Origin of the sequence: Streptomyces sp. NBC_01481, assembly GCF_026339995.1 — a bacterium.
GTDB lineage: Bacteria > Actinomycetota > Actinomycetes > Streptomycetales > Streptomycetaceae > Streptomyces.
Genome location: NZ_JAPEPT010000002.1, coordinates 212549 through 232500, shown reverse-complemented (window position 1 = coordinate 232500; position 19952 = coordinate 212549). Strand labels below are relative to the sequence as shown.

Genomic DNA, 19952 nt, shown 5'->3' with positions numbered 1-19952 from the left:
CTAGCCATGGGCAGGTTGAAGCGGAGGTAAGACTTCGTGGAGGACCGAACCCACCAGGGTTGAAAACCTGGGGGATGACCTGTGGTTAGGGGTGAAAGGCCAATCAAACTCCGTGATAGCTGGTTCTCCCCGAAATGCATTTAGGTGCAGCGTCGTGTGTTTCTTGCCGGAGGTAGAGCACTGGATAGGCGATGGGCCCTACCGGGTTACTGACCTTAGCCAAACTCCGAATGCCGGTAAGTGAGAGCGCGGCAGTGAGACTGTGGGGGATAAGCTCCATGGTCGAGAGGGAAACAGCCCAGAGCATCGACTAAGGCCCCTAAGCGTACGCTAAGTGGGAAAGGATGTGGAGTCGCAGAGACAACCAGGAGGTTGGCTTAGAAGCAGCCACCCTTGAAAGAGTGCGTAATAGCTCACTGGTCAAGTGATTCCGCGCCGACAATGTAGCGGGGCTCAAGCGTACCGCCGAAGTCGTGTCATTCCAGCATGAGGGCCAACGCCCGCTGGGATGGGTAGGGGAGCGTCGTGTGCCGGGTGAAGCCGCCGCGTAAGCGAGTGGTGGACGGTACACGAGTGAGAATGCAGGCATGAGTAGCGATACACACGTGAGAAACGTGTGCGCCGATTGACTAAGGGTTCCTGGGTCAAGCTGATCTGCCCAGGGTAAGTCGGGACCTAAGGCGAGGCCGACAGGCGTAGTCGATGGACAACCGGTTGATATTCCGGTACCCGCTTTGAAACGCCCAGTACTGAACCCATTAATGCTAAGGCCGTGAAGCCGTCCTGGAGCCTTCGGGCAAAGGGGAGTGGTGGAGCCGCTGGCCCAAGGTGGTAGTAGGTAAGCGATGGGGTGACGCAGGAAGGTAGTCCAGCCCGGGCGGTGGTTGTCCCGGGGTAAGGGTGTAGGCCGTGTGGCAGGCAAATCCGTCACACATTGAGGCTGAGACCTGATGCCGAGCCGATTGTGGTGAAGTGGATGATCCTATGCTGTCGAGAAAAGCCTCTAGCGAGTTTCATGGCGGCCCGTACCCTAAACCGACTCAGGTGGTCAGGTAGAGAATACCGAGGCGTTCGGGTGAACTATGGTTAAGGAACTCGGCAAAATGCCCCCGTAACTTCGGGAGAAGGGGGGCCATCACTGGTGAGAGGACTTGCTCCTTGAGCTGGGGGTGGCCGCAGAGACCAGCGAGAAGCGACTGTTTACTAAAAACACAGGTCCGTGCGAAGCCGTAAGGCGATGTATACGGACTGACGCCTGCCCGGTGCTGGAACGTTAAGGGGACCGGTTAGTCACATTTCGGTGTGGCGAAGCTGAGAACTTAAGCGCCAGTAAACGGCGGTGGTAACTATAACCATCCTAAGGTAGCGAAATTCCTTGTCGGGTAAGTTCCGACCTGCACGAATGGCGTAACGACTTCTCGACTGTCTCAACCATAGGCCCGGTGAAATTGCACTACGAGTAAAGATGCTCGTTTCGCGCAGCAGGACGGAAAGACCCCGGGACCTTTACTACAGTTTGATATTGGTGTTCGGTTCGGCTTGTGTAGGATAGGTGGGAGACTGTGAAGCTTGGACGCCAGTTCAGGTGGAGTCGTCGTTGAAATACCACTCTGGTCGTGCTGGATGTCTAACCTGGGTCCGTGATCCGGATCAGGGACAGTGTCTGATGGGTAGTTTAACTGGGGCGGTTGCCTCCCAAAGAGTAACGGAGGCGCCCAAAGGTTCCCTCAGCCTGGTTGGCAATCAGGTGTTGAGTGTAAGTGCACAAGGGAGCTTGACTGTGAGACCGACGGGTCGAGCAGGGACGAAAGTCGGGACTAGTGATCCGGCGGTGGCTTGTGGAAGCGCCGTCGCTCAACGGATAAAAGGTACCCCGGGGATAACAGGCTGATCTTCCCCAAGAGTCCATATCGACGGGATGGTTTGGCACCTCGATGTCGGCTCGTCGCATCCTGGGGCTGGAGTCGGTCCCAAGGGTTGGGCTGTTCGCCCATTAAAGCGGTACGCGAGCTGGGTTTAGAACGTCGTGAGACAGTTCGGTCCCTATCCGCTGTGCGCGTAGGAGTCTTGAGAAGGGCTGTCCCTAGTACGAGAGGACCGGGACGGACGAACCTCTGGTGTGCCAGTTGTCCTGCCAAGGGCATGGCTGGTTGGCTACGTTCGGAAAGGATAACCGCTGAAAGCATCTAAGCGGGAAGCCTGCTTCGAGATGAGGACTCCCACCCCCTTCGAGGGGTTAAGGCTCCCAGTAGACGACTGGGTTGATAGGCCAGATGTGGAAGCCCCGCAAGGGGTGGAGCTGACTGGTACTAATAGGCCGAGGGCTTGTCCTCAGTTGCTCGCGTCCACTGTGTCAGTTCTGAAGTAACGAACTGTCGAGTCCCCCCATTGGCCGGGGGATTCCGGAATCGATAACTTCACAGTGTTTCGGTGGTCATTGCGTTAGGGAAACGCCCGGTTACATTCCGAACCCGGAAGCTAAGCCTTTCAGCGCCGATGGTACTGCAGGGGGGACCCTGTGGGAGAGTAGGACGCCGCCGAACAATTTTTAGCCTCAACCCCCGGACTCTGTCCGGGGGTTGAGGCATTTTTGCGTTGTGCGTCAGGCGTGGGGTCCTCCTAGGCTGAGGGCATGCGCTATGACCTTGTCATTTTCGACAATGATGGTGTGCTCGTCGACAGCGAGCCCATCTCCAACACCATCCTCGCCGGGTATCTGACCGAGCTTGGGCACCCCACCTCGTACGAGGACTCCCTGCGGGACTACATGGGGGCCGCCGTGCATCGCATACACGACACAGTTATGGAACGGACCGGGCAGACGCTGCCTGCGGATTTCGACGACACCCTGCATGCTCGCGTCTTTGCCGCCTTCGAGCGCGAGCTGGTCGTCGTAGACGGTGTGACGGACGTGCTGGAAAAGCTGGTCGCGGACTCGGTGCCGTACTGCGTCGCGTCGTCCGGGAGCCATGAGCGGATCCGGGTCGGGCACCGCAAGACAGGGCTGGACCAGTGGTTCGAGGACGGGACGGTGTTCAGCGCGCAGGATGTGGGGCGGGGGAAGCCGGCGCCGGACCTGTTTCTGCATGCCGCCGAGCGGATGGGGGTCGCGCCGGAGCGGTGCGTCGTAGTGGAGGACAGTCGGCTCGGGGTGGCGGCTGCCATGGCGGCCGGGATGGATGTGTACGGGTTCACGGCGATGACCGCGGCCGAGAAGCTGGCGGGGGCCAAGGGGTACTTCGGGGAGATGGCGGAGCTGCCCGCATTGCTTGCGTGATCGATCTACCCATGGGTAGAGGAGCGCCCTACGCTGTCCGGCCATGACAGATGCGCGGTTGCGGCACGGGCGTGCCTCCTTGGCGTTGAGCTTTTTCGCGCAGGGAGTGGCGTTCGCGCTGCTCGTGACGCGCATACCTGCGATCCAGGACCGGTACGGGATATCCGACGGGCTGCTGCCCGCCTTTCTTGCGGCCGTGCCGGTGCTGGCCGGGGTGGCGAGTGTCGTCACCGAGCGGCTGGTGCGGCGGGTCGCGCCGAGTGTGGTGCTCCGGTGGGCGCAGCCAGTCGTGCTACTGGCGCTGCTCGGGGTCGCCGCGGGCGATGAGTTGTGGCAGGTGGCGCTGGCGCTCGGGGTGTTCGGGCTGGCGGTGGGTGCGCTTGATGCGTCCATGAACATGCTCGGGGTGAGCCTGCAGAGGGCGTACGGGCGCAGCATCATGCTCGGCTTCCACGCGGCGTACAGCCTGGGCGGGATCGCGGGCGCCTCGCTCGCGTGGGCCGGGGCGCACTGGCATCTGTCGCTGCTTGTCTCGTATCTGCCGGTGGTGGGTGTGCTGTTGCCCGCGGCGCTGATCGGGAGCCGGTGGTACGCGGACGGGGAGCGGGGCGGGCCGGTCTCGGCTGCGGCCGAGGGCAAGGGCGAGGGGAAGCGGACAGGGGTCGCGTTCAAGCTGCTGCTGCCGCTCTGTCTGGTGATGACCTTCGCGTACATCGGGGACTCGACGGTCTCCAACTGGAGCGCGAAGTATCTGCAGGACGTGCTGGGCAGCTCGGAGGAGCTGGCGACCGTTCCGTACAACGCCTATATGGTCACGACGCTGCTCGGGCGGGCCGTCGGGGATCTGGGGGTGCGGCGGTTCGGGGCGGCGGCTGTGGTCCGGTGCGGGACCGGGCTGGCGGCCGCCGGGTTCGGGGTGGTGGCCGTGGCGCCCGGAGCGTGGGCGGGGATTCTCGGGTTCACGATGCTGGGGCTCGGGCTGTGTGTGATCGTGCCGCAGACTTTCGCGGCGGCGGGGCGCCGGGCTGTCGAGAGCGGCGATCCGGGGGCCAGCGACGCTGCGGTGGCGCGGCTGAATGTATTCAACTACGTGGGGTTTCTGATCGGTTCGCCGTTGGTGGGTGCGCTCGGGGACGCGTGGAGCTACCGGTGGGCGATGGTCGTGCCGATGGTGTTGGTGCTGATGACCCTGAGGTACGCCAGGTCGTTCGATGCGCAACAAGCCGGATACCGTGGCGGGCATGAGCGGCCGCGGGTTGTTGATGTGGGACGAGGCGGTAACGAAGTATGACTTCGGGAACGGCCATCCGATGGATCCGGTGCGGCTTGCGCTGACCATGGGGTTGGTGCGGGCGTACGGGCTGGATCGCGTCGTCGATGTGGTGGCGGCGAAGCCGGCCGGGGACTCGACGCTGCGGCTCGTACACCGCGAGGACTATGTGGCGGCGGTGCGGGCGGCGTCGGCGGATCCGCGGGCGGCGGATCAGGCGTACGGGCTGGGGACTGTCGACGATCCCGCCTTCGGGGGGATGCACGAGGCGGCGGCACTGATCGCGGGGCAGTCCGTGGGGGCCGCGGAAGCGGTGTGGCGGGGGGAAGCAACGCACGCCGTGAACTTCGCGGGCGGGCTGCATCATGCGATGCCGGGGTCGGCGGCGGGGTTCTGTGTGTACAACGACGCGTCGTTGGCGATCGCGCGGCTGCTGGAGCTGGGGGCGGAGCGGGTCGCGTACGTGGACGTCGATGTGCATCACGGGGACGGGGTGCAGGCGGCGTTCTGGGACGACCCGCGGGTGCTGACGATCTCGCTGCACGAGCATCCGCGGATGCTGTTTCCGGGGACCGGGTGGCCGGAAGAGACGGGCGGGTCGGGGCCGGGGGAGGGCTCGGCCGTGAACCTGGCGCTGCCCGCGGGGACGGGGGACGCGGGATGGCTGCGGGCGTTCCACGCGGTGGTGCCGGAGCTGCTGGCGGACTTCCGGCCGCAGGTACTGGTGACGCAGCACGGGGCGGATACGCACTTCGAGGATCCGCTGGCGCATCTCGCGGTGTCCCTGGACGCGCAGCGGGTGGTGCAGGAGTCGTGCCACGCGTTGGCCCACGAGTGGGTCGAGGGCGGGCGGTGGGTCGCGCTCGGGGGCGGTGGGTACGCGGTGGTGGATGTCGTACCGCGGTCGTGGACGCACTTGGTGGGGATCGTGGGGCATGCGCCGGTGGACCCGGAGTCGGTGATTCCGTCGTCGTGGCGGGATGAGGTGTACGCGCTGACGCGGCAGTTGGGGCCGGGGCGGATGACGGATGGGCGCGAGCCGGTGTGGCGGTCGTGGGAAGAGGGGTACGACCCGGCGGACCGGCTGGACCAGGCGGTGCGGGCGACGAGGCGGGCGGTGTTTCCGTTGCGGGGGTTGCTGGCGTAGGGGTGCGGTGGCGTTCGGTTCGGTGGCGCGGGTTGCCGCTGCGCGGGGCGTTCCTCACCCCGCCCTCCCCCTACGGCCTGGCGGCCGTGGGAGGTACACCCATCCCGAACCGGGGCTCCGCCCCGGACCCCGGGGTTTCCCCACCCGCCCGCCCGCCCTTGAGTTGTGGGGGTACGGGGTACCCCCACGCCCCCGGCGGGCGCGGCAGCTTCGCGCCGCGGGTCCGTACCGGCACCAGCTTCGAGGAGCCCGGAAGCGTACGGCTTTGCCCCGAGCCGTCGGAGGGCGGCAGCCTGGCACCGCCGGGCACGTTCGGGCGCCTGCCTCGCGGTGCCCGGTGGGGTGGGGCCACGGCGTCCGCCGACGCCTCCGGGGCGGCAGCTTTGCTCGTCACCGGTGAGCCGGGCCCCGGCTTCGCGGCGCCCAATGGGGCGAGTGCCCTCGGCCGGTGAGCCCGGGCCCCGGCTCCGCGCCGCCCGGTGGGGCGAGTGCCTCGGCTTCGGCCGGTGCCTTCGGGCGCCTGCTTCGCGTCGCCCGGTGTGGCGGGTGCCTCAGTCTCGGTCCCGCGCCCTCGGCGGCCGCAGCCTTGCACCGCCGGGCGCGTTCGGGCGCCTGCTTCGTGGCGCCCGGTGTGGCGTGGGCAGCTTCCTGTCGTGGGTGCGGTCGTCCGACCGCTTCGCGCCGCCCGCCCGGCCCGCCGCGCTGTGGCGCCGGCCCGAACCGAGCGCCGAAGCAGGGCGGATGTGAGCCATTCGGCACCAGCTCCGCAGAGCCCGGAAGCGTACGGCGCAGCCCGAGCCGTCGGAGGGCGGCTGCCTGGCGGCGCCGACCGTGTGCCATTACGCCAACTGTGCGTGGTATTCCGCCTTTTGGCCCGGGATTCTGCCCCGTGCGGCAGCATCAACCGTGTGTTGAGTACCGGAGCCCTGCGCGCGCATCTCCTGGCCGCTCGGTTGGCCGGGCCCGTGGCCACCTCGCGGGAGGAGAGTCTGCGCAGTTACCGGCTCTTCGCCGCCAGGGATCCCCGCGTCACCCTCGGGCTCGATCCCGAATGGGACTGGAATGAGCGGGACCTGATCGCGTTGATGGCCGACAAGTGCGGGGTCTCCCGCGATCCCACCCATGTCGTCGGGCCGGATGTGATTGATCCCGAGCGGACGCTGAGCGCGCTCAGGGCCTTCGCCGAGCGGCTCGGGGACGTGGCCGCCCGGCGGGGGGCCGTGTTGATCGGGACCGGGCATCCGCATCGGCTGCTCGGGTTCTACGCCGCGCTGGCAGACGCTTTGTCGGCAGTGGGGTGCGAGGTCCTCACACCCGCGCAGGGGCGATGTGTCGACATAACGACCCGGTTCGGCGTACGCACGTACAACCTTGAGTACGTACGAGGAGTCGCGCTGGTGCGGGAACCCGGAGCGCAGGGCGCCGCCGGTGCCACCGGCGCACACACCCATTCGCCGCTCCCGGTTCGGGCCGCCCTGGAGGGTGTTGCACAGGGCGGCGGGCCGCTGCCCGAGCTGGTCGTCGGGGACCATGGCTGGGTCTGCGGGGCAGGTCAGCTGGGGATTGAGGCCATCGGCCTCGCCGACACCGACGATCCGGCCCTGTTCGTCGGCGAGGCCGAGGGCCGCGTGTCCGTCGTCGTTCCGCTTGATGACGCTGTGCGGTCTGATTACTACCGACCGCTGACTCGCTATGTACTCAATCGAGCGTGTCTGTCACAGTAGGCGGCCGATGGCTGCTCCTCTTCCCCACTCGCATCACCCGCCCCTAGTCTGGGGAGTGAGCGCACAGCGACGAAGAGTCACCGGAGGGGAAGCCGGTGTGCGTCGTGTGCGGAAGGTACAGGTGGGTCATGGCTGCTGGCAGCGAGAGGCCTCTCAACGAGGTCAAGTTTCTTACCGTGGCGGAAGTCGCCTCGGTAATGCGAGTGTCGAAGATGACGGTGTACCGCTTGGTACACAGCGGTCATCTGCCGGCGATCCGGGTGGGCAGGTCCTTCCGGGTTCCGGAGCAAGCAGTTCACGAGTACCTCCGCGAATCCTTCGTGGGGGTGGAATCGGCGTAGCCGGAGCCGGTCGGTTCCCCTCGGATTACAGGCTCGGAGCTCGGGCGGGTAGGCTAGGCCGACGTAGGTCGTGTGGGCCCAGACGCCCCGCACCGAGTGAAGAGAAGTGAGCGAGGGTAGTCGTGGGCTCTGTTATCAAGAAGCGGCGCAAGCGGATGGCTAAGAAGAAGCACCGCAAGCTGCTCAAGCGCACCCGCGTTCAGCGTCGCAACAAGAAGTAAGCGACAGCTGTTCGTGTCGCCGCGGCCCTCCCACCAGCACGGTGGGAGGGCCGCGGTGGTTTTCGGCCGGGTGGCAAAAGTGGGTCGCGTGGTCATCACAGCGCAACACCGAACCGCTACGGTGACGCGTGAGAGTGGGACCTAGGCGGACCTACGCGGACCTAGGCGGAGCTATGGGAAGGCGCTGATCTTGGGGAAGGTCGTGCTCGTCACCGGAGTGGCCCGGCAGCTCGGAGGCCGTCTCGTACGGCGCATCCAGCGGGATCCCGAGGTGGACCGGGTCATCGGCGTCGATGCGGTGGGGCCCGAGCACCATCTCGGTGGGGCCGATTTCGTCCGCGCGGACATCCGCCAGCCCGCGATAGGGCGCGTACTGGCCGAGCACGGCGTCGACACGGTCGTCCATATGGATGTCACCGGTACGCCACTGGGCGCGGGCGGCCGGACGACGGTCAAGGAGACCAATGTCATCGGCACCATGCAGCTGCTCGGCGCATGCCAGAAGTCGCCGACCGTCAAGCGGCTGGTGATCAAGTCCAGTACGAGCGTCTACGGCTCGGCTCCCCGCGATCCGGCGGTCTTCACCGAGACCACCCCGCCCAAGTCTCTGCCGAGCGGCGGTTTCGCGAAGGACGCGGTGGAGGTCGAGGGGTACGTACGCGGATTCGCCCGGCGGCGGCCCGATGTGGCGGTCTGCGTGCTGCGCTTCGCGAACATCCTCGGGCCGTGCGCGGACTCCCCGCTCGCCGAGTTCTTCTCACTGCCCGTCATGCCGACCGTCTTCGGATACGACCCCCGGCTGCAGTTCGTCCACGAGGACGACGTGATCGACGTGCTGCGGATCGCCCTGCACGAGCCGCGGCGCGGGACGCTGAACAGCGGAACGTTCAATATCGCGGGCGACGGTGTGCTGCTGCTCTCGCAGTGCTCACGGCGGCTGGGGCGGCCCACGATGCCGGTGCTGCTGCCCGCGGTCACCTGGGTCGGCTCCGCGCTGCGTACGGTCGGTGTCACGGACTTCTCGCCCGAGCAGATCCGGCTGCTCACCCATGGCCGGGTCGTGAGCACGGACCAGATGCGCGAGACACTGGGCTTCAACCCGAAGTACACGACCGCGGAGACGTTCGCGGACTTCGCCCGCAGCCGGGGCCCGGGGCTGCTGCCGCCGGAAGCCCTGGCCAAGGCTGTTGACCAGGTGGCGGCGGCACTGCCTTGCGTGGGCAGTGCGCGTACGAAAGCCACGAAGGCCACGAAGACGGCTCAGAGCGACGCCGAATAAGGAGCGCAGCCAACGATGGCGGACGCCAAGGTCATTCCGTTCGACGACGACCGTTCGCGCGCCGGCGCTCAGCGTGCGGCGCGGCGACGCCCTGCGGGGGGCCGCCGGAAGGCCGAGCCCGCGGCGGTACACGAGGTTCCGGTCAGCCCCCTGCCGGGGCATCAGGGGGTGCTGAGGGCTTCCGAGACGCCCGGCGAGGAGCCCGGGGCGCTCCCGCAGCCGGCGGGCGACGACGGCGGCTGGGAGCGGCGTATCGCGGGCGGGCTGGCGTTTCTGCGCCGGCGGATCACCGGTGACTACGAGGTCGACGAGTTCGGTTACGACAAGGAGCTCACCGACCAGGTCCTGATGTCGATGGTCCGGCCGCTGTACGAGAAGTACTTCCGGGTCGAGGTGAAGGGCATCGAGAACATCCCGTCCGACGGCGGGGCGCTGGTGGTGGCCAACCACTCCGGGACGCTTCCGCTGGACGGGCTGATGATGCAGGTCGCCGTCCACGACAACCACCCGGCGAACCGGCATCTGCGGCTGCTCGCCGCGGACCTGGTCTTCATGCTGCCCGTGGTCAACGAACTGGCCCGCAAGGCCGGGCACACGCTGGCCTGCTCGGAGGACGCCGAGCGGCTGCTGCAGCGCGGCGAGGTCGTCGGGGTGATGCCGGAGGGCTTCAAGGGCATCGGGAAGCCGTTCAGCGACCGCTACAAGCTTCAGCGGTTCGGGCGCGGCGGGTTCGTGTCGACGGCGCTGCGGGCCGGGGCGCCGATCGTGCCGTGCTCGATCGTCGGGGCCGAGGAGATCTACCCGATGCTCGGCAACGCGAAGACTCTGGCGCGGCTGCTGGGGTTCCCTTACTTCCCGATCACGCCGACGTTTCCGTGGCTGGGGCCGCTGGGTGCGGTGCCGCTGCCGACGAAATGGACGATTCAGTTCGGCGAGCCGATTCCGACGGACGGGTACCCGCCGGAGGCCGCGGAGGATCCGATGCTGATGTTCAACCTGACGGACCAGGTCCGGGAGCAGATCCAGCACACGCTGTACAAGCTGCTGGTGCAGCGCCGGTCCGTGTTCTTCTGACGTACGTGGCAGGGAGGGCTTCCCCTCCCTGCCACGTAGAGCCAGTACCGCTATTCGTCGTCGCTCTCGAAGCCGAGACCCGGCAGGATCCCCGGCAGCAGCGGCGGGATCGTTACATCCGGCTGCGGCATCGTCGAGATGTCGCCGGACGGGGCCGGCGATGTGCCGGTCGCCGGGGGCTCGAACAGGCCGCCCGTGTTGCCGCCCAGGAGGCCCTCGTCCGCCGTGGTGGTCGAGCCCGACGGGTTGAGTTTGCCGCTGTCTCCCGGCGGGCTGTCGTCCTCGCCGGGTGAGGCCGGTGACGTACGACCAGGGCCCGTGGTGCGTCCGGAGTCCTGCGTGGAGCCGGACGGCTGGGAGCCGCGGCCCTTCTCCGGGGCCCGGGGCAGCAGCGACTCCAGCGGGCCGACCTCCTGGTCTATGGCGTCGAAGGCGGAGTTCACCTCGTCGCCGACGTCGGCCAGCTGAGCGGGCAGCCGGTCGCGCAGACCGTTCCACGTGTCGCGGTGGGACCTGGCGAACGAATTGAGCGTCGCCATCGGGCCGAGCGAGCCGTCCCGTGCGTACTCCGCGTGCAGCAGGCGGTGGCCCTCGCTCACGTCGTGCCGCATGCCGTTGAGCGCGCGGCGGACCTCGCCCAGTGATTCGTGGTCCATGGCGCCCGCGCGGTCCCGCTCCATCAGGCGCCGGGCCTCGCTCAGGCGGGTGGACGCCTGGTCGAGGTAGAGCTCGCCGCGGTCGGAGTCGTCGTCCGCCAGCCCGAGCTTGAAATCTTCCATGCCACGCTTCAGCCCGTAGAGCGAGTCACCGGGCAGCGCGTCGGAACTGGCTGCGGCCACCCCGCTGAAGGCTCCCGCGGCGACTCCGACGGTCAAGCCGCCGGCCGCGAGGCCCTTCGACCAGCGGGAGCGTGGTCGCAATTTCCGGAGTGGGGAGGCGCGATGGGCGCCCCGGCCGGTCCGCTGCCCGGGCACCGCGGAGCCCGGGGACGCACCTGCCGAGGCGAACATCTCTTCCATGGCGGCCACGAGCTGTGCTCGCTGCACCACTTTGACCTCGGGATCCATCTCCGGTTTCGGCAGCTCGCCGAGACCGTTCGCCAGAGCCAACAGCCGTCCGGGCTCGGTCGGTTCGACCGATTCTTCGGGCTGTCCGGCCGCCTGATCTTCCAAGGCCTGGGCGAAGGCGCTCGCCCGCCGGTGCGCCGATACGTTCGCGATCACTGGCGGCACCTCCTCTCGTCATGACGATCGACTCCCCTGGGGGTCTGGAGGGTTGCACGCCTTGAGCACATCCACACGATCGAGTGAGTGGCTGTGGGCATGGCGTGACCACAGGGAGCCTGCATCCCGCACAACGAGCGTCGCGGCACTTGGGTTACGCGCGAAAGATGATCGGACCAGTGCGTCATCGAGGCGTCACCGATTGTGAGTTGGGGTCGGGTCAGCGGGCGTCGTCGGGAAGGAGCCGGGCAAGGGTGCGCACCGCGCGGTACTGGAGGGTCTTGATCGCACCCTCGTTCTTGCCCATGACCCTGGCCGTCTCGGCGACCGAGAGGCCCTGCAGGAAGCGCAGAGTGACGCACTCCTGCTGCTGGGGGTTGAGCTTGCGGACGGCTTCCAGCAGTGCGGCATTCGAAAGGGACTCCAGGACGGAGTCCTCGGGGCTGCGCTCGACCTCGTTGGCGTCGAGCATTTCGCCGGTGGTGACCTCCAGCCGGAAGCGGCTGGACTTGAAGTGGTCGGCCACCAGGTTGCGGGCGATGGTGACCAGCCAGGCACCGAAGTCCCGGCCCTGCCAGGTGAAGGTGGAGATACGGCGCAGGGCGCGCAGGAAGGTCTCGCTGGTGAGGTCCTCCGCCGTCGCCTTACCGCCGACCCGGTAGTAGATGTAGCGGTAGACGGTGTCGCTGTACTGGTCGTAGAGACGGCCGAAGGCCTCGGCCTCGCCCGCCTGGGCGCGCTCGACCAGTTCCATCATGCGTGCGCTGTCACTGTCGGCACTCGGACGGCGGGCGGTGGTCGGGGCACCGGAGCCGCCCCTGCCCCGTCTGCCAACCGCCGCGCGGCCGTCGGCCAGGGCGTAGCAGGGGGCGGCGGGGCCGCTTACGGCAAGGCGGGGCATGGCGAATGCGGGGACGGCGTACGCGGTGGGGACGAAGCCGCGCAAGTGGTCGAGGACCGCTGCGCGCAGCGTAGCCAGGCCCGAGGCGTCAACCCCGACATGTGGGTACACGGGACTCCCAGAGGCAGAGCTTCCATCACGTGCAGTGCGGGACCGTTCACCCGTCGTGGGGACTGGTGGTGGTCCGTCATGCGTCTGAGGAGAATAACGCTTCGTACAGGCAGTGCTACACCCAGTTGCTCAAATCGCCGTTTCCGTCGCTTCCGTTACGTCTCGGCGACGTATCAAGTAGCAGATTGTGAACGCTTGTTGATCGAATTGCGTCGCGATCTGTCCGGTCGGGCGGTGGATTGCGCCCGCGCCGCGGCAACAGGACTGGCCGGGGGCGCGCCGGGGCAAGGCCCCTGGAATGGCAGGGGGCGCGCCGCCCGTGTCCGCCTGGAAACCGGGCAGGTGTGCGTCAGCGGCGGCGGCGGTGCAGGGCGACCGCTGCGGCGGTTCCGCCCGCGATGGCGCCCACGCCGGCGGCGGCCGGAATGCCCACCTTGGCCGCCTTGCGGCCCGTCCGGTAGTCGCGCAGCCGCCACTCGCGGGCGCGCGCGTGCTTGCGGAGCTTGGTGTCCGGGTTGATGGCGTACGGATGTCCCACCAGCGACAGCATGGGGATGTCGTTGTGCGAGTCGCTGTACGCCGCGCAGCGGGTCAGGTCCAGGCCCTCGGCGTGGGCCAGCGCCCGTACTGCCTCTGCCTTGGCGGGTCCGTGCAGCGGTTCGCCGACCAGCCTGCCGGTGTACACGCCCTCGACGGACTCGGCGACGGTGCCGAGCGCGCCGGTCAGGCCGAGGCGGCGGGCGATGATCGTCGCGGTCTCCACAGGGGCCGCGGTCACCAGCCAGACCTTCTGGCCGGCGTCGAGGTGCGCCTGGGCGAGTGCACGGGTGCCCGGCCAGATGCGGTCGGCCATGTACTCGTCGTAGATCTCCTCGCCGATCGACATCAGCTCGGAGACGCGGTGGCCCTTGACGATGGACAGGGCGGACTCGCGGACGTCCTGCATATGGTCCGGGTCCTCGACGCCGGCGAGGCGGAACCAGGTCTGCTGCCAGGCGAAACGGGCGAGTTCACGGCGCTGGAAGAACTTCCGCTTGTACAGGCCGCGGCCGAAGTGGAAGATCGCGGCGCCCTGCATCACGGTGTTGTCGAGGTCGAAGAAGGCGGCTGCCCGGTCGTCCCCCGTGACGGGGAATTCCGGTTCGGCCGTGGCAGTGCCGTCCTTCGCTTCGAGCGCGTCGAGTGCCTCGAACTGCTGTGACGACTTGCGCGCTGCCTCGGCTGCTGCCTCGCCTGCGAGCACGCTCCGTGCTGTGGCGGAGCGCCTACGGGGGGTGAGCCATCCCAGTGCGGCCATGTCGTGAGCATAGCCAGTCTGTTCGGTACTTCCCGACACGCCGGGATGCCATGGCGTGAACTCTCTGCGACCTGCCTGTTAAACCGGCGATTCGTCATGCGGGGCATGGGGGACGCAACGCGCGCGGGCGGGCGGAGAATGGCTGCATGAGTCCTGTGTTGCGGCGTACGAAGAAGAAGGCCGGCGAGCGCGTGGTGACGCTGATCGGGAAGCCGGGGTGTCATCTGTGTGACGACGCGCGGTCGGTGATCGAGGAGGTGTGCGCCGAGACGGGTGCGTCTTTCGAGGAGAAGGACATCACTCAGGACGAAGCGCTGCACCGTGCCTACTGGGAGCAGATTCCGGTCGTCCTGGTCGACGGGGAGCAGCACACCTTCTGGCGCGTGGATGCCGGACGGCTTCGCCGCGCGCTGGGGGCCTGACCGGAAGGTTCGTGACCACCGTGCACGTTCTGCTGGGTTTTTCCGGCGGGTCCGGCTCTATCCGGACGCGACACGGACAGGGCACAGTAGAGCGGTCTCGGGGGCGTCATCGTGAGGAGTGTGTACGGCTTTGCCCCCTTCGGCTCTTCAACGGACCGATGCGGTTCACGGTTCCAGGATCGTGTGGCCGGATTGCGTGACCCCGGTCACTTTGCGCGGACAAAACGGACACCATCTTTGTGCACGCGTTCACAAAGACATAGCCTGCATTCGACGGGGCGGTCCTTGGACGTCTGGCCGCCTGCAGCCTCGCTCATCCCGCAGGAGCACCGTGGCAACTGGCCGAAATCACCGACCGGCGACCCGTAGCCGAGGAATCCCCGAGGCCACCGTCGCCCGTCTTCCGCTGTACCTTCGCGCACTGACCGCGCTGTCCGAGCGGTCCGTACCCACGGTCTCCTCCGAAGAGCTCGCGGCCGCCGCCGGGGTCAACTCCGCGAAGCTGCGCAAGGACTTCTCCTACCTCGGCTCCTACGGGACGCGGGGCGTCGGCTACGACGTGGAGTACCTCGTCTACCAGATCTCCCGTGAGCTCGGCCTCACACAGGACTGGCCGGTTGTCATCGTCGGCATCGGTAACCTCGGCGCCGCGCTCGCCAACTACGGCGGGTTCGCCTCCCGTGGCTTCCGGGTCGCCGCGCTCATCGACGCCGACGCCACCATGGCCGGAAAGCCCGTCGCCGGGATTCCGGTCCAGCACACCGACGAACTCGAGAAGATCATCAGCGACAACGGGGTGTCCATCGGCGTCATCTCGACGCCCGCCGGTGCCGCGCAGCAGGTGTGCGAGCGCCTGATCGCCGCCGGTGTCACCTCCATCCTCAACTTCGCCCCCACCGTCCTCTCCGTGCCCGACGGCGTCGATGTGCGCAAGGTCGACCTCTCGATCGAGCTGCAGATCCTCGCCTTCCACGAGCAGCGGAAGGCCGGCGAGGAGGCCGAGGCCGCGGCAGGCCGGAAGGGACCGGACGGGGACATGCCCGCCGTGATGCCGGCATGAGTCTTCTGGTCGTCGGACTGAGCCACCGCAGTGCGCCGGTGAGCGTGCTGGAGCGGGCCTCGCTGTCCGCGGACGCGCAGATCAAGCTGCTCCAGGACACGCTGGCCGCGGAGCCCGCCACCGAGGCGGCGGTGCTGGCCACCTGCAACCGCATCGAGCTGTACGCGGACGTGGACAAGTTCCACGCGGGCGTCGCCGAGCTGTCCACGCTGCTCGCGCAGCACAGCGGCGTCGGGCTCGAGGAGCTCACTCCTTATCTCTACGTGCACTACGAGGACCGGGCCGTCCACCACCTCTTCTCGGTGGCCTGCGGCCTGGACTCCATGGTCGTCGGCGAGGGCCAGATCCTCGGGCAGATCAAGGACGCCCTCGCGCTCGGGCAGGAGCTGCACACCGCGGGCCGCCTGATCAACGACCTCTTCCAGCAGTCGCTGCGCGTCGGCAAGCGCGCGCACAGCGAGACCGGGATCGACCGGGCCGGGCAGTCGCTCGTCACCTTCGGACTGGAGCAGCTCGCGGACGGCGCGGACGTCGAGGAGTGGGCCGCGGACAAGCGGGTGCTGGTGATCGGCGCCGGCTCGATGTCCTCGCTCGCCGCGACGACGCTCGCGCGCCTGCGCGTACGTGAACTGGTCATCGCCAACCGGACGCTGGATCGTGCGGAGCGACTGGCCGCGGCGCTGGGCGAGCCCGGCGGGGTGACGGCGCGCGCGGTCACGATGGACGGCCTCGCCGATGAGCTGACACGTGCCGACGCCGTGGTGTCCTGCACCGGCGCGACGGGTCTTGTCCTGACGGCCGAGTCGATCGCGGCGGCCCTCGCGGTGGCGCCCTCCGCTCCGGACGCGGGTGCGGGCGACAGCCTGCGCGCGCCGGACGGCAGCCTGGTGGCGCGCCTTGCCGCGGCGGCGGCACGGGACGGCCGCGTGGCCGACAAGTCAGTTGCGGGCACGTCGTTCGGCGACACGGGTGTGAGTAACACCGGTACGGACGCGACGCTCTCCGGCCGGGGCTCCGCCCCGGACCCGGCGGGGCTGGAATATTCAGCCCGTCCGGCGATTGAGGACACGCCCGAAGGGCGTGCCGACAGCGAGCTCGCCGATGCTTGCCCGGTGGGGCTGAACGACCGGCACGCCGACGAAGCTGCGCAGCACGCGGCCTGGGTCGACAACGCGGGACGGACCATCCGCACCGCATCCGGCACCCGGACGACGCGGGCCAATGGCGACGTACGGATCGCGCTGCTCGATCTCGCCATGCCGCGGGACATCGACGGCGCCGTCCACCGCCTCGCCGGTGTGCGGCTCGTCGACATCGAGTCGCTCGCCGAGGCCTCCGCCGACGCCCCCATGGCCGCCGACGTGGACCAGGTGCGGCGCATCGTCTCCGACGAGGTCGCCGCCTTCGGCGCGGCCCAGCGCGCCGCGCACATCACCCCGACCGTCATCGCCCTGCGCACGATGGCCGCCGATGTGGTCGCCGGTGAGATGGCGCGCCTGGAGGGCCGGTTGACCGGTCTCGACGAGAAGCAGCGCGCCGAGATCAACCAGACCGTGCGCCGCGTCGTCGACAAGCTCCTGCACGCGCCCACCGTGCGGGTCAAGCAGCTGGCCAGCGAGCCCGGCGGCGCCGGGTACGCGGACGCGCTGCGGACACTCTTCGACCTCGACCCGGAGACGGTCGCATCCGTCAGCCGGGCCGACATGAATGACCCGAATCGAGGGCGAGTATGACCGAGAGGGCCTTGAGGCTCGGGACCAGGCGCAGCAAGCTGGCCATGGCTCAGTCCGGGCAAGTGGCTCAGGCGGTGCGCCAGTTGACCGGCCGTGCCGTCGAGCTCGTCGAGATCACCACGTACGGAGACACCTCCCGTGAGAGTCTCGCGCAGATCGGCGGTACGGGGGTCTTCGTCACCGCCCTGCGGGACGCCCTGCTGCGGGGTGACGTCGACTTCGCCGTCCACTCCCTGAAGGACCTGCCCACCGCGCAGCCCGAGGACCTGACGCTGGCGGCCGTGCCGCCGCGCGAGGACCCGCGGGACGCGCTGGTGGCCCGCGACGGGCTGACCTTCGACCGGCTGCCGAACGGCTCCCGGATCGGAACGGGTTCGCCGCGCCGCATGGCGCAGCTCAACGCGTACGCACGCGCGCACGGCCTGAGCATCGAGACCGTGCCGATCCGCGGCAACGTCGACACCCGGATCGGATACGTACACAGCGGAGAGCTGGACGCCGTGGTGCTTGCCGCGGCCGGGCTCAGCCGCCTCGGCAGGATCGACGAGGTCACCGACTTCCTGTCGGTCGACTTCGTCCTGCCCGCCCCCGGCCAGGGGGCACTGGCGATCGAGTGTGCCGCGGTCAACGCGGACCTCGCCGCCGCGCTCGCCGAGCTCGACGACCCGCACACCCGGGCCGCCGTGACCGCCGAGCGTTCCCTGCTCGCCGCCCTGGAGGCCGGCTGCTCCGCACCTGTGGGTGCGCTGGCCGACCTGCTGGCCGACGGACAGGTTGTCACCGAAATGCGCCTGCGCGGCGTCGTCGGCACGACCGACGGTTCCACGCTGGTGCAGCTGTCCACCACCGGTCCCGTACCCACGTCGCACGGCGACGCCATCGCGCTCGGTCGCGAACTCGCGTCCGAGATGCTCGCCAAGGGTGCGGCCGGTCTTATGGGGGAGCGAGCACTTTGAGCCCCACCAGCCCCACCAACAACGCATCCTCGACGCTCTCGGCACACGGGCACGTCACTTTCCTCGGCGCCGGTCCCGGCGACCCCGGACTGCTGACACTGCGCGCCGTCGAAGCGCTCGCGCGAGCGGACGTACTGATCGCCGAACCGGATGTGCTCGACGTCGTACGCAGCCATGCGCGGGCGAATGTAAGCACGCCTGAACTAACGGTTGTTGACGACGCGTCAACAGCCGCCGGAATCCCCGTCCTCAGGGATGCGGCCAATCTTGTCATGGAGGCCGCGCGCCACGGCAAGCGGGTCGTCCGTGCGGTGACCGGCGATCCCGGCCTGGACACCGACGCAGGTCAGGAGATGCTCGCCTGCGCCGCGGAGGGGATTCCCTTCGAGGTCGTGCCCGGTGTCGCCACCGCGGTGGGTGTGCCCGCGTACGCCGGTGTGCCGCTGCGCGACGCTCAGGGCACGGACGTCCGCTTCGTCGACGCCCGCACCGCGAGCGAGCGTTGCTGGACCGAGGTCGGCGCGAGCGACGGCACGGTCGTCGTCTCCACGACGCTGGAGACGGTCGCCGCGGCGGCGGGCGAGCTGGTGGCCGCGGGCCGCAAGCCCGACACCCCACTGACGGTCACGGTCGCCGGGACCACGACGCGGCAGCGCACCTGGACCGCGACGCTCGGCACGATCGCCCAGACCCTGAAGCAGGCGAAGGTGCTGCCCTCGCCCGACGGCCACCAGTCCGTCATAGCCGTGGTCGGTGAGCGCAGTGCCGCTGCTCAGCGCGACCAGCTCGCGTGGTTCGAGTCCAAGCCGCTGTTCGGCTGGAAGGTGCTCGTGCCGCGGACCAAGGAGCAGGCGGCCTCGCTCTCCGACCAGCTTCGTTCGTACGGCGCAGTGCCGCACGAGGTACCGACGATCGCCGTCGAGCCGCCGCGGACACCGCAGCAGATGGAACGCGCGGTCAAGGGCCTGGTGACGGGCCGCTACGAGTGGATCGCCTTCACCTCGGTGAACGCCGTGAAGGCGGTACGGGAGAAGTTCGAGGAATACGGGCTCGACGCGCGGGCCTTCGCGGGGATCAAGGTCGCGGCGGTGGGGGAGCAGACCGCTGCCTCACTGGTGGACTTCGGCGTGAAGCCGGACCTTGTACCGAGCGGTGAGCAGTCCGCGGCCGGTCTGCTGGAGGACTGGCCGCCGTACGACCCCGTCTTCGACCCGATCGACCGGGTCTTCCTGCCGCGGGCCGACATCGCGACCGAGACGCTGGTCGCGGGCCTGATCGAACTCGGCTGGGAGGTCGACGACGTCACGGCCTACCGGACGGTACGGGCGTCGCCGCCGCCGGCGGACACGCGCGAGGCGATCAAGGGCGGCGGCTTCGACGCCGTGCTCTTCACGTCGTCGTCGACGGTGCGGAACCTGGTCGGCATCGCCGGGAAGCCGCACAACGTGACCGTGATCGCGTGCATCGGTCCTGCGACCGCGAAGACCGCGGAGGAGCACGGGCTGCGGGTGGACGTGCTGTCCCCCGAGCCGTCGGTGCACAAGCTCGCGGAGGCGCTCGCGGAGTTCGGGGCGCGGCGGAGGATGGCGGCGCTGGAGGCGGGGGAGCATGTGACGCGGCCGAGTGAGCGGCGGCCCGGGGGGCGGCGTCGGAGGACGACGTAGCGTCGGCGGCGCGGTGCGGGTTTCGCGGGGCGGGGCGGGGGGTTTGTTCCCCCACCCCGCCCCTTCCCGTAACCGGGGGCGCTGCCCCCGGACCCCCGCGCCTCAAACGCCGGCGGGGCTGAATTATTCAGCCCGTCCGGCGTTTGAGGACATGCGGCCGAAGGTCGCGTACGGGGTCCGGGGCGAAGCCCCGTCGGGGTCTGGGGGCTTGCCCCCAGTTCGGGAAGGGGCGGGGGTGGGGAACAAGCCCCG

At 68.7% G+C, this 19952-nt stretch carries 16 protein-coding genes and 2 rRNA genes (1 of these 18 cut by a window edge); 15 read left to right on the top strand and 3 right to left on the bottom strand.

Annotated elements, in window-relative coordinates:
• The 10 genes from OOK40_RS11505 to OOK40_RS11460 form a co-directional block, all read left to right on the top strand.
• Nucleotides 1-2333 (top strand): 23S ribosomal RNA (locus OOK40_RS11505); it begins 791 nt to the left of the window's first position.
• Nucleotides 2334-2426: 93 nt separating this feature from the next.
• A 5S ribosomal RNA gene (gene rrf, locus OOK40_RS11500) occupies nt 2427-2543 on the top strand.
• Nucleotides 2544-2632: 89 nt separating this feature from the next.
• On the top strand, nt 2633-3277 hold the full coding sequence (locus OOK40_RS11495; RefSeq protein WP_266479562.1) for an HAD family phosphatase: 645 nt from the start codon (nt 2633-2635) through the stop codon (nt 3275-3277).
• Between the two features lie 43 nt (nt 3278-3320).
• Nucleotides 3321-4568 (top strand): MFS transporter, encoded by a 1248-nt coding sequence (locus OOK40_RS11490; RefSeq protein WP_266479560.1) that lies wholly within the window; start codon nt 3321-3323, stop codon nt 4566-4568.
• Nucleotides 4519-5694, top strand: a complete 1176-nt coding sequence (locus OOK40_RS11485; RefSeq protein ID WP_266479558.1) for an acetoin utilization protein AcuC — start codon at nt 4519-4521, stop codon at nt 5692-5694. Before OOK40_RS11490 ends, OOK40_RS11485 begins: the two co-directional genes overlap by 50 nt.
• A gap of 908 nt (nt 5695-6602) precedes the next feature.
• Entirely contained in the window at nt 6603-7418 is an 816-nt protein-coding gene (locus OOK40_RS11480; RefSeq protein WP_266479557.1) for a phosphatase, read from the top strand.
• 128 nt (nt 7419-7546) lie between these two features.
• Entirely contained in the window at nt 7547-7759 is a 213-nt protein-coding gene (locus tag OOK40_RS11475; protein ID WP_014046653.1) for a helix-turn-helix domain-containing protein, read from the top strand.
• 122 nt (nt 7760-7881) lie between these two features.
• Nucleotides 7882-7980 (top strand): AURKAIP1/COX24 domain-containing protein, encoded by a 99-nt coding sequence (locus OOK40_RS11470; RefSeq protein WP_003948845.1) that lies wholly within the window; start codon nt 7882-7884, stop codon nt 7978-7980.
• Between the two features lie 190 nt (nt 7981-8170).
• Nucleotides 8171-9259 (top strand): NAD-dependent epimerase/dehydratase family protein, encoded by a 1089-nt coding sequence (locus OOK40_RS11465; RefSeq protein ID WP_266479556.1) that lies wholly within the window; start codon nt 8171-8173, stop codon nt 9257-9259.
• A 15-nt stretch (nt 9260-9274) separates the two neighbouring features.
• Nucleotides 9275-10333 carry a lysophospholipid acyltransferase family protein gene (locus OOK40_RS11460; protein ID WP_266479554.1) on the top strand — a complete coding sequence of 353 codons (1059 nt, stop codon included), beginning with the start codon at nt 9275-9277 and terminating at the stop codon, nt 10331-10333.
• A gap of 50 nt (nt 10334-10383) precedes the next feature.
• Here the strand turns inward: OOK40_RS11460 and OOK40_RS11455 are convergent, their stop codons facing one another.
• The 3 genes from OOK40_RS11455 to OOK40_RS11445 all read right to left on the bottom strand — a co-directional run bounded on the left by OOK40_RS11455 (nt 10384) and on the right by OOK40_RS11445 (nt 13865).
• Nucleotides 10384-11556, bottom strand: coding sequence for a DUF5667 domain-containing protein (locus OOK40_RS11455; RefSeq protein WP_266479551.1), 1173 nt, complete (start codon nt 11554-11556; stop codon nt 10384-10386).
• A gap of 220 nt (nt 11557-11776) precedes the next feature.
• On the bottom strand, nt 11777-12568 hold the full coding sequence (locus OOK40_RS11450) for an ECF subfamily RNA polymerase sigma factor, BldN family (RefSeq protein WP_266479549.1): 792 nt from the start codon (nt 12566-12568) through the stop codon (nt 11777-11779).
• A 349-nt stretch (nt 12569-12917) separates the two neighbouring features.
• Nucleotides 12918-13865, bottom strand: coding sequence for an HAD family phosphatase (locus OOK40_RS11445; RefSeq protein ID WP_266479546.1), 948 nt, complete (start codon nt 13863-13865; stop codon nt 12918-12920).
• Between the two features lie 146 nt (nt 13866-14011).
• On the opposite strand from OOK40_RS11445, the gene OOK40_RS11440 reads away from it, so the two are divergent.
• From OOK40_RS11440 to OOK40_RS11420, 5 genes are all read left to right on the top strand, one after another.
• Nucleotides 14012-14287 (top strand): glutaredoxin family protein, encoded by a 276-nt coding sequence (locus OOK40_RS11440; protein ID WP_266479544.1) that lies wholly within the window; start codon nt 14012-14014, stop codon nt 14285-14287.
• A gap of 331 nt (nt 14288-14618) precedes the next feature.
• Nucleotides 14619-15347, top strand: a complete 729-nt coding sequence (locus tag OOK40_RS11435; RefSeq protein WP_266479542.1) for a redox-sensing transcriptional repressor Rex — start codon at nt 14619-14621, stop codon at nt 15345-15347.
• The gene (locus tag OOK40_RS11430; protein ID WP_266479540.1) at nt 15344-17080 is read left to right on the top strand and encodes a glutamyl-tRNA reductase; all 1737 of its coding nucleotides are present in this window, start codon (nt 15344-15346) and stop codon (nt 17078-17080) included. The genes OOK40_RS11435 and OOK40_RS11430 overlap by 4 nt, the downstream gene beginning before the upstream one ends.
• Nucleotides 17077-18036 (top strand): hydroxymethylbilane synthase, encoded by a 960-nt coding sequence (gene hemC / locus OOK40_RS11425; protein WP_266479538.1) that lies wholly within the window; start codon nt 17077-17079, stop codon nt 18034-18036. Before OOK40_RS11430 ends, hemC begins: the two co-directional genes overlap by 4 nt.
• A complete protein-coding gene (locus OOK40_RS11420) occupies nt 18033-19700 on the top strand; it encodes a uroporphyrinogen-III synthase (protein WP_266479535.1) in 1668 nt (555 codons plus the stop codon). The genes hemC and OOK40_RS11420 overlap by 4 nt, the downstream gene beginning before the upstream one ends.
• Nucleotides 19701-19952: the final 252 nt, after the last annotated feature.

Coding starts and splice junctions, on each gene's coding strand:
- hemC (WP_266479538.1), top strand. CDS start 17,077: ATGACCGAGAGGGCCTTGAGGCTCGGGACCAGGCGCAGCAAGCTGGCC.
- OOK40_RS11485 (WP_266479558.1), top strand. CDS start 4,519: ATGAGCGGCCGCGGGTTGTTGATGTGGGACGAGGCGGTAACGAAGTAT.
- OOK40_RS11430 (WP_266479540.1), top strand. CDS start 15,344: ATGAGTCTTCTGGTCGTCGGACTGAGCCACCGCAGTGCGCCGGTGAGC.
- OOK40_RS11490 (WP_266479560.1), top strand. CDS start 3,321: ATGACAGATGCGCGGTTGCGGCACGGGCGTGCCTCCTTGGCGTTGAGC.
- OOK40_RS11495 (WP_266479562.1), top strand. CDS start 2,633: ATGCGCTATGACCTTGTCATTTTCGACAATGATGGTGTGCTCGTCGAC.
- OOK40_RS11460 (WP_266479554.1), top strand. CDS start 9,275: ATGGCGGACGCCAAGGTCATTCCGTTCGACGACGACCGTTCGCGCGCC.
- OOK40_RS11475 (WP_014046653.1), top strand. CDS start 7,547: ATGGCTGCTGGCAGCGAGAGGCCTCTCAACGAGGTCAAGTTTCTTACC.
- OOK40_RS11445 (WP_266479546.1), bottom strand. CDS start 13,865: ATGGCCGCACTGGGATGGCTCACCCCCCGTAGGCGCTCCGCCACAGCA.
- OOK40_RS11440 (WP_266479544.1), top strand. CDS start 14,012: ATGAGTCCTGTGTTGCGGCGTACGAAGAAGAAGGCCGGCGAGCGCGTG.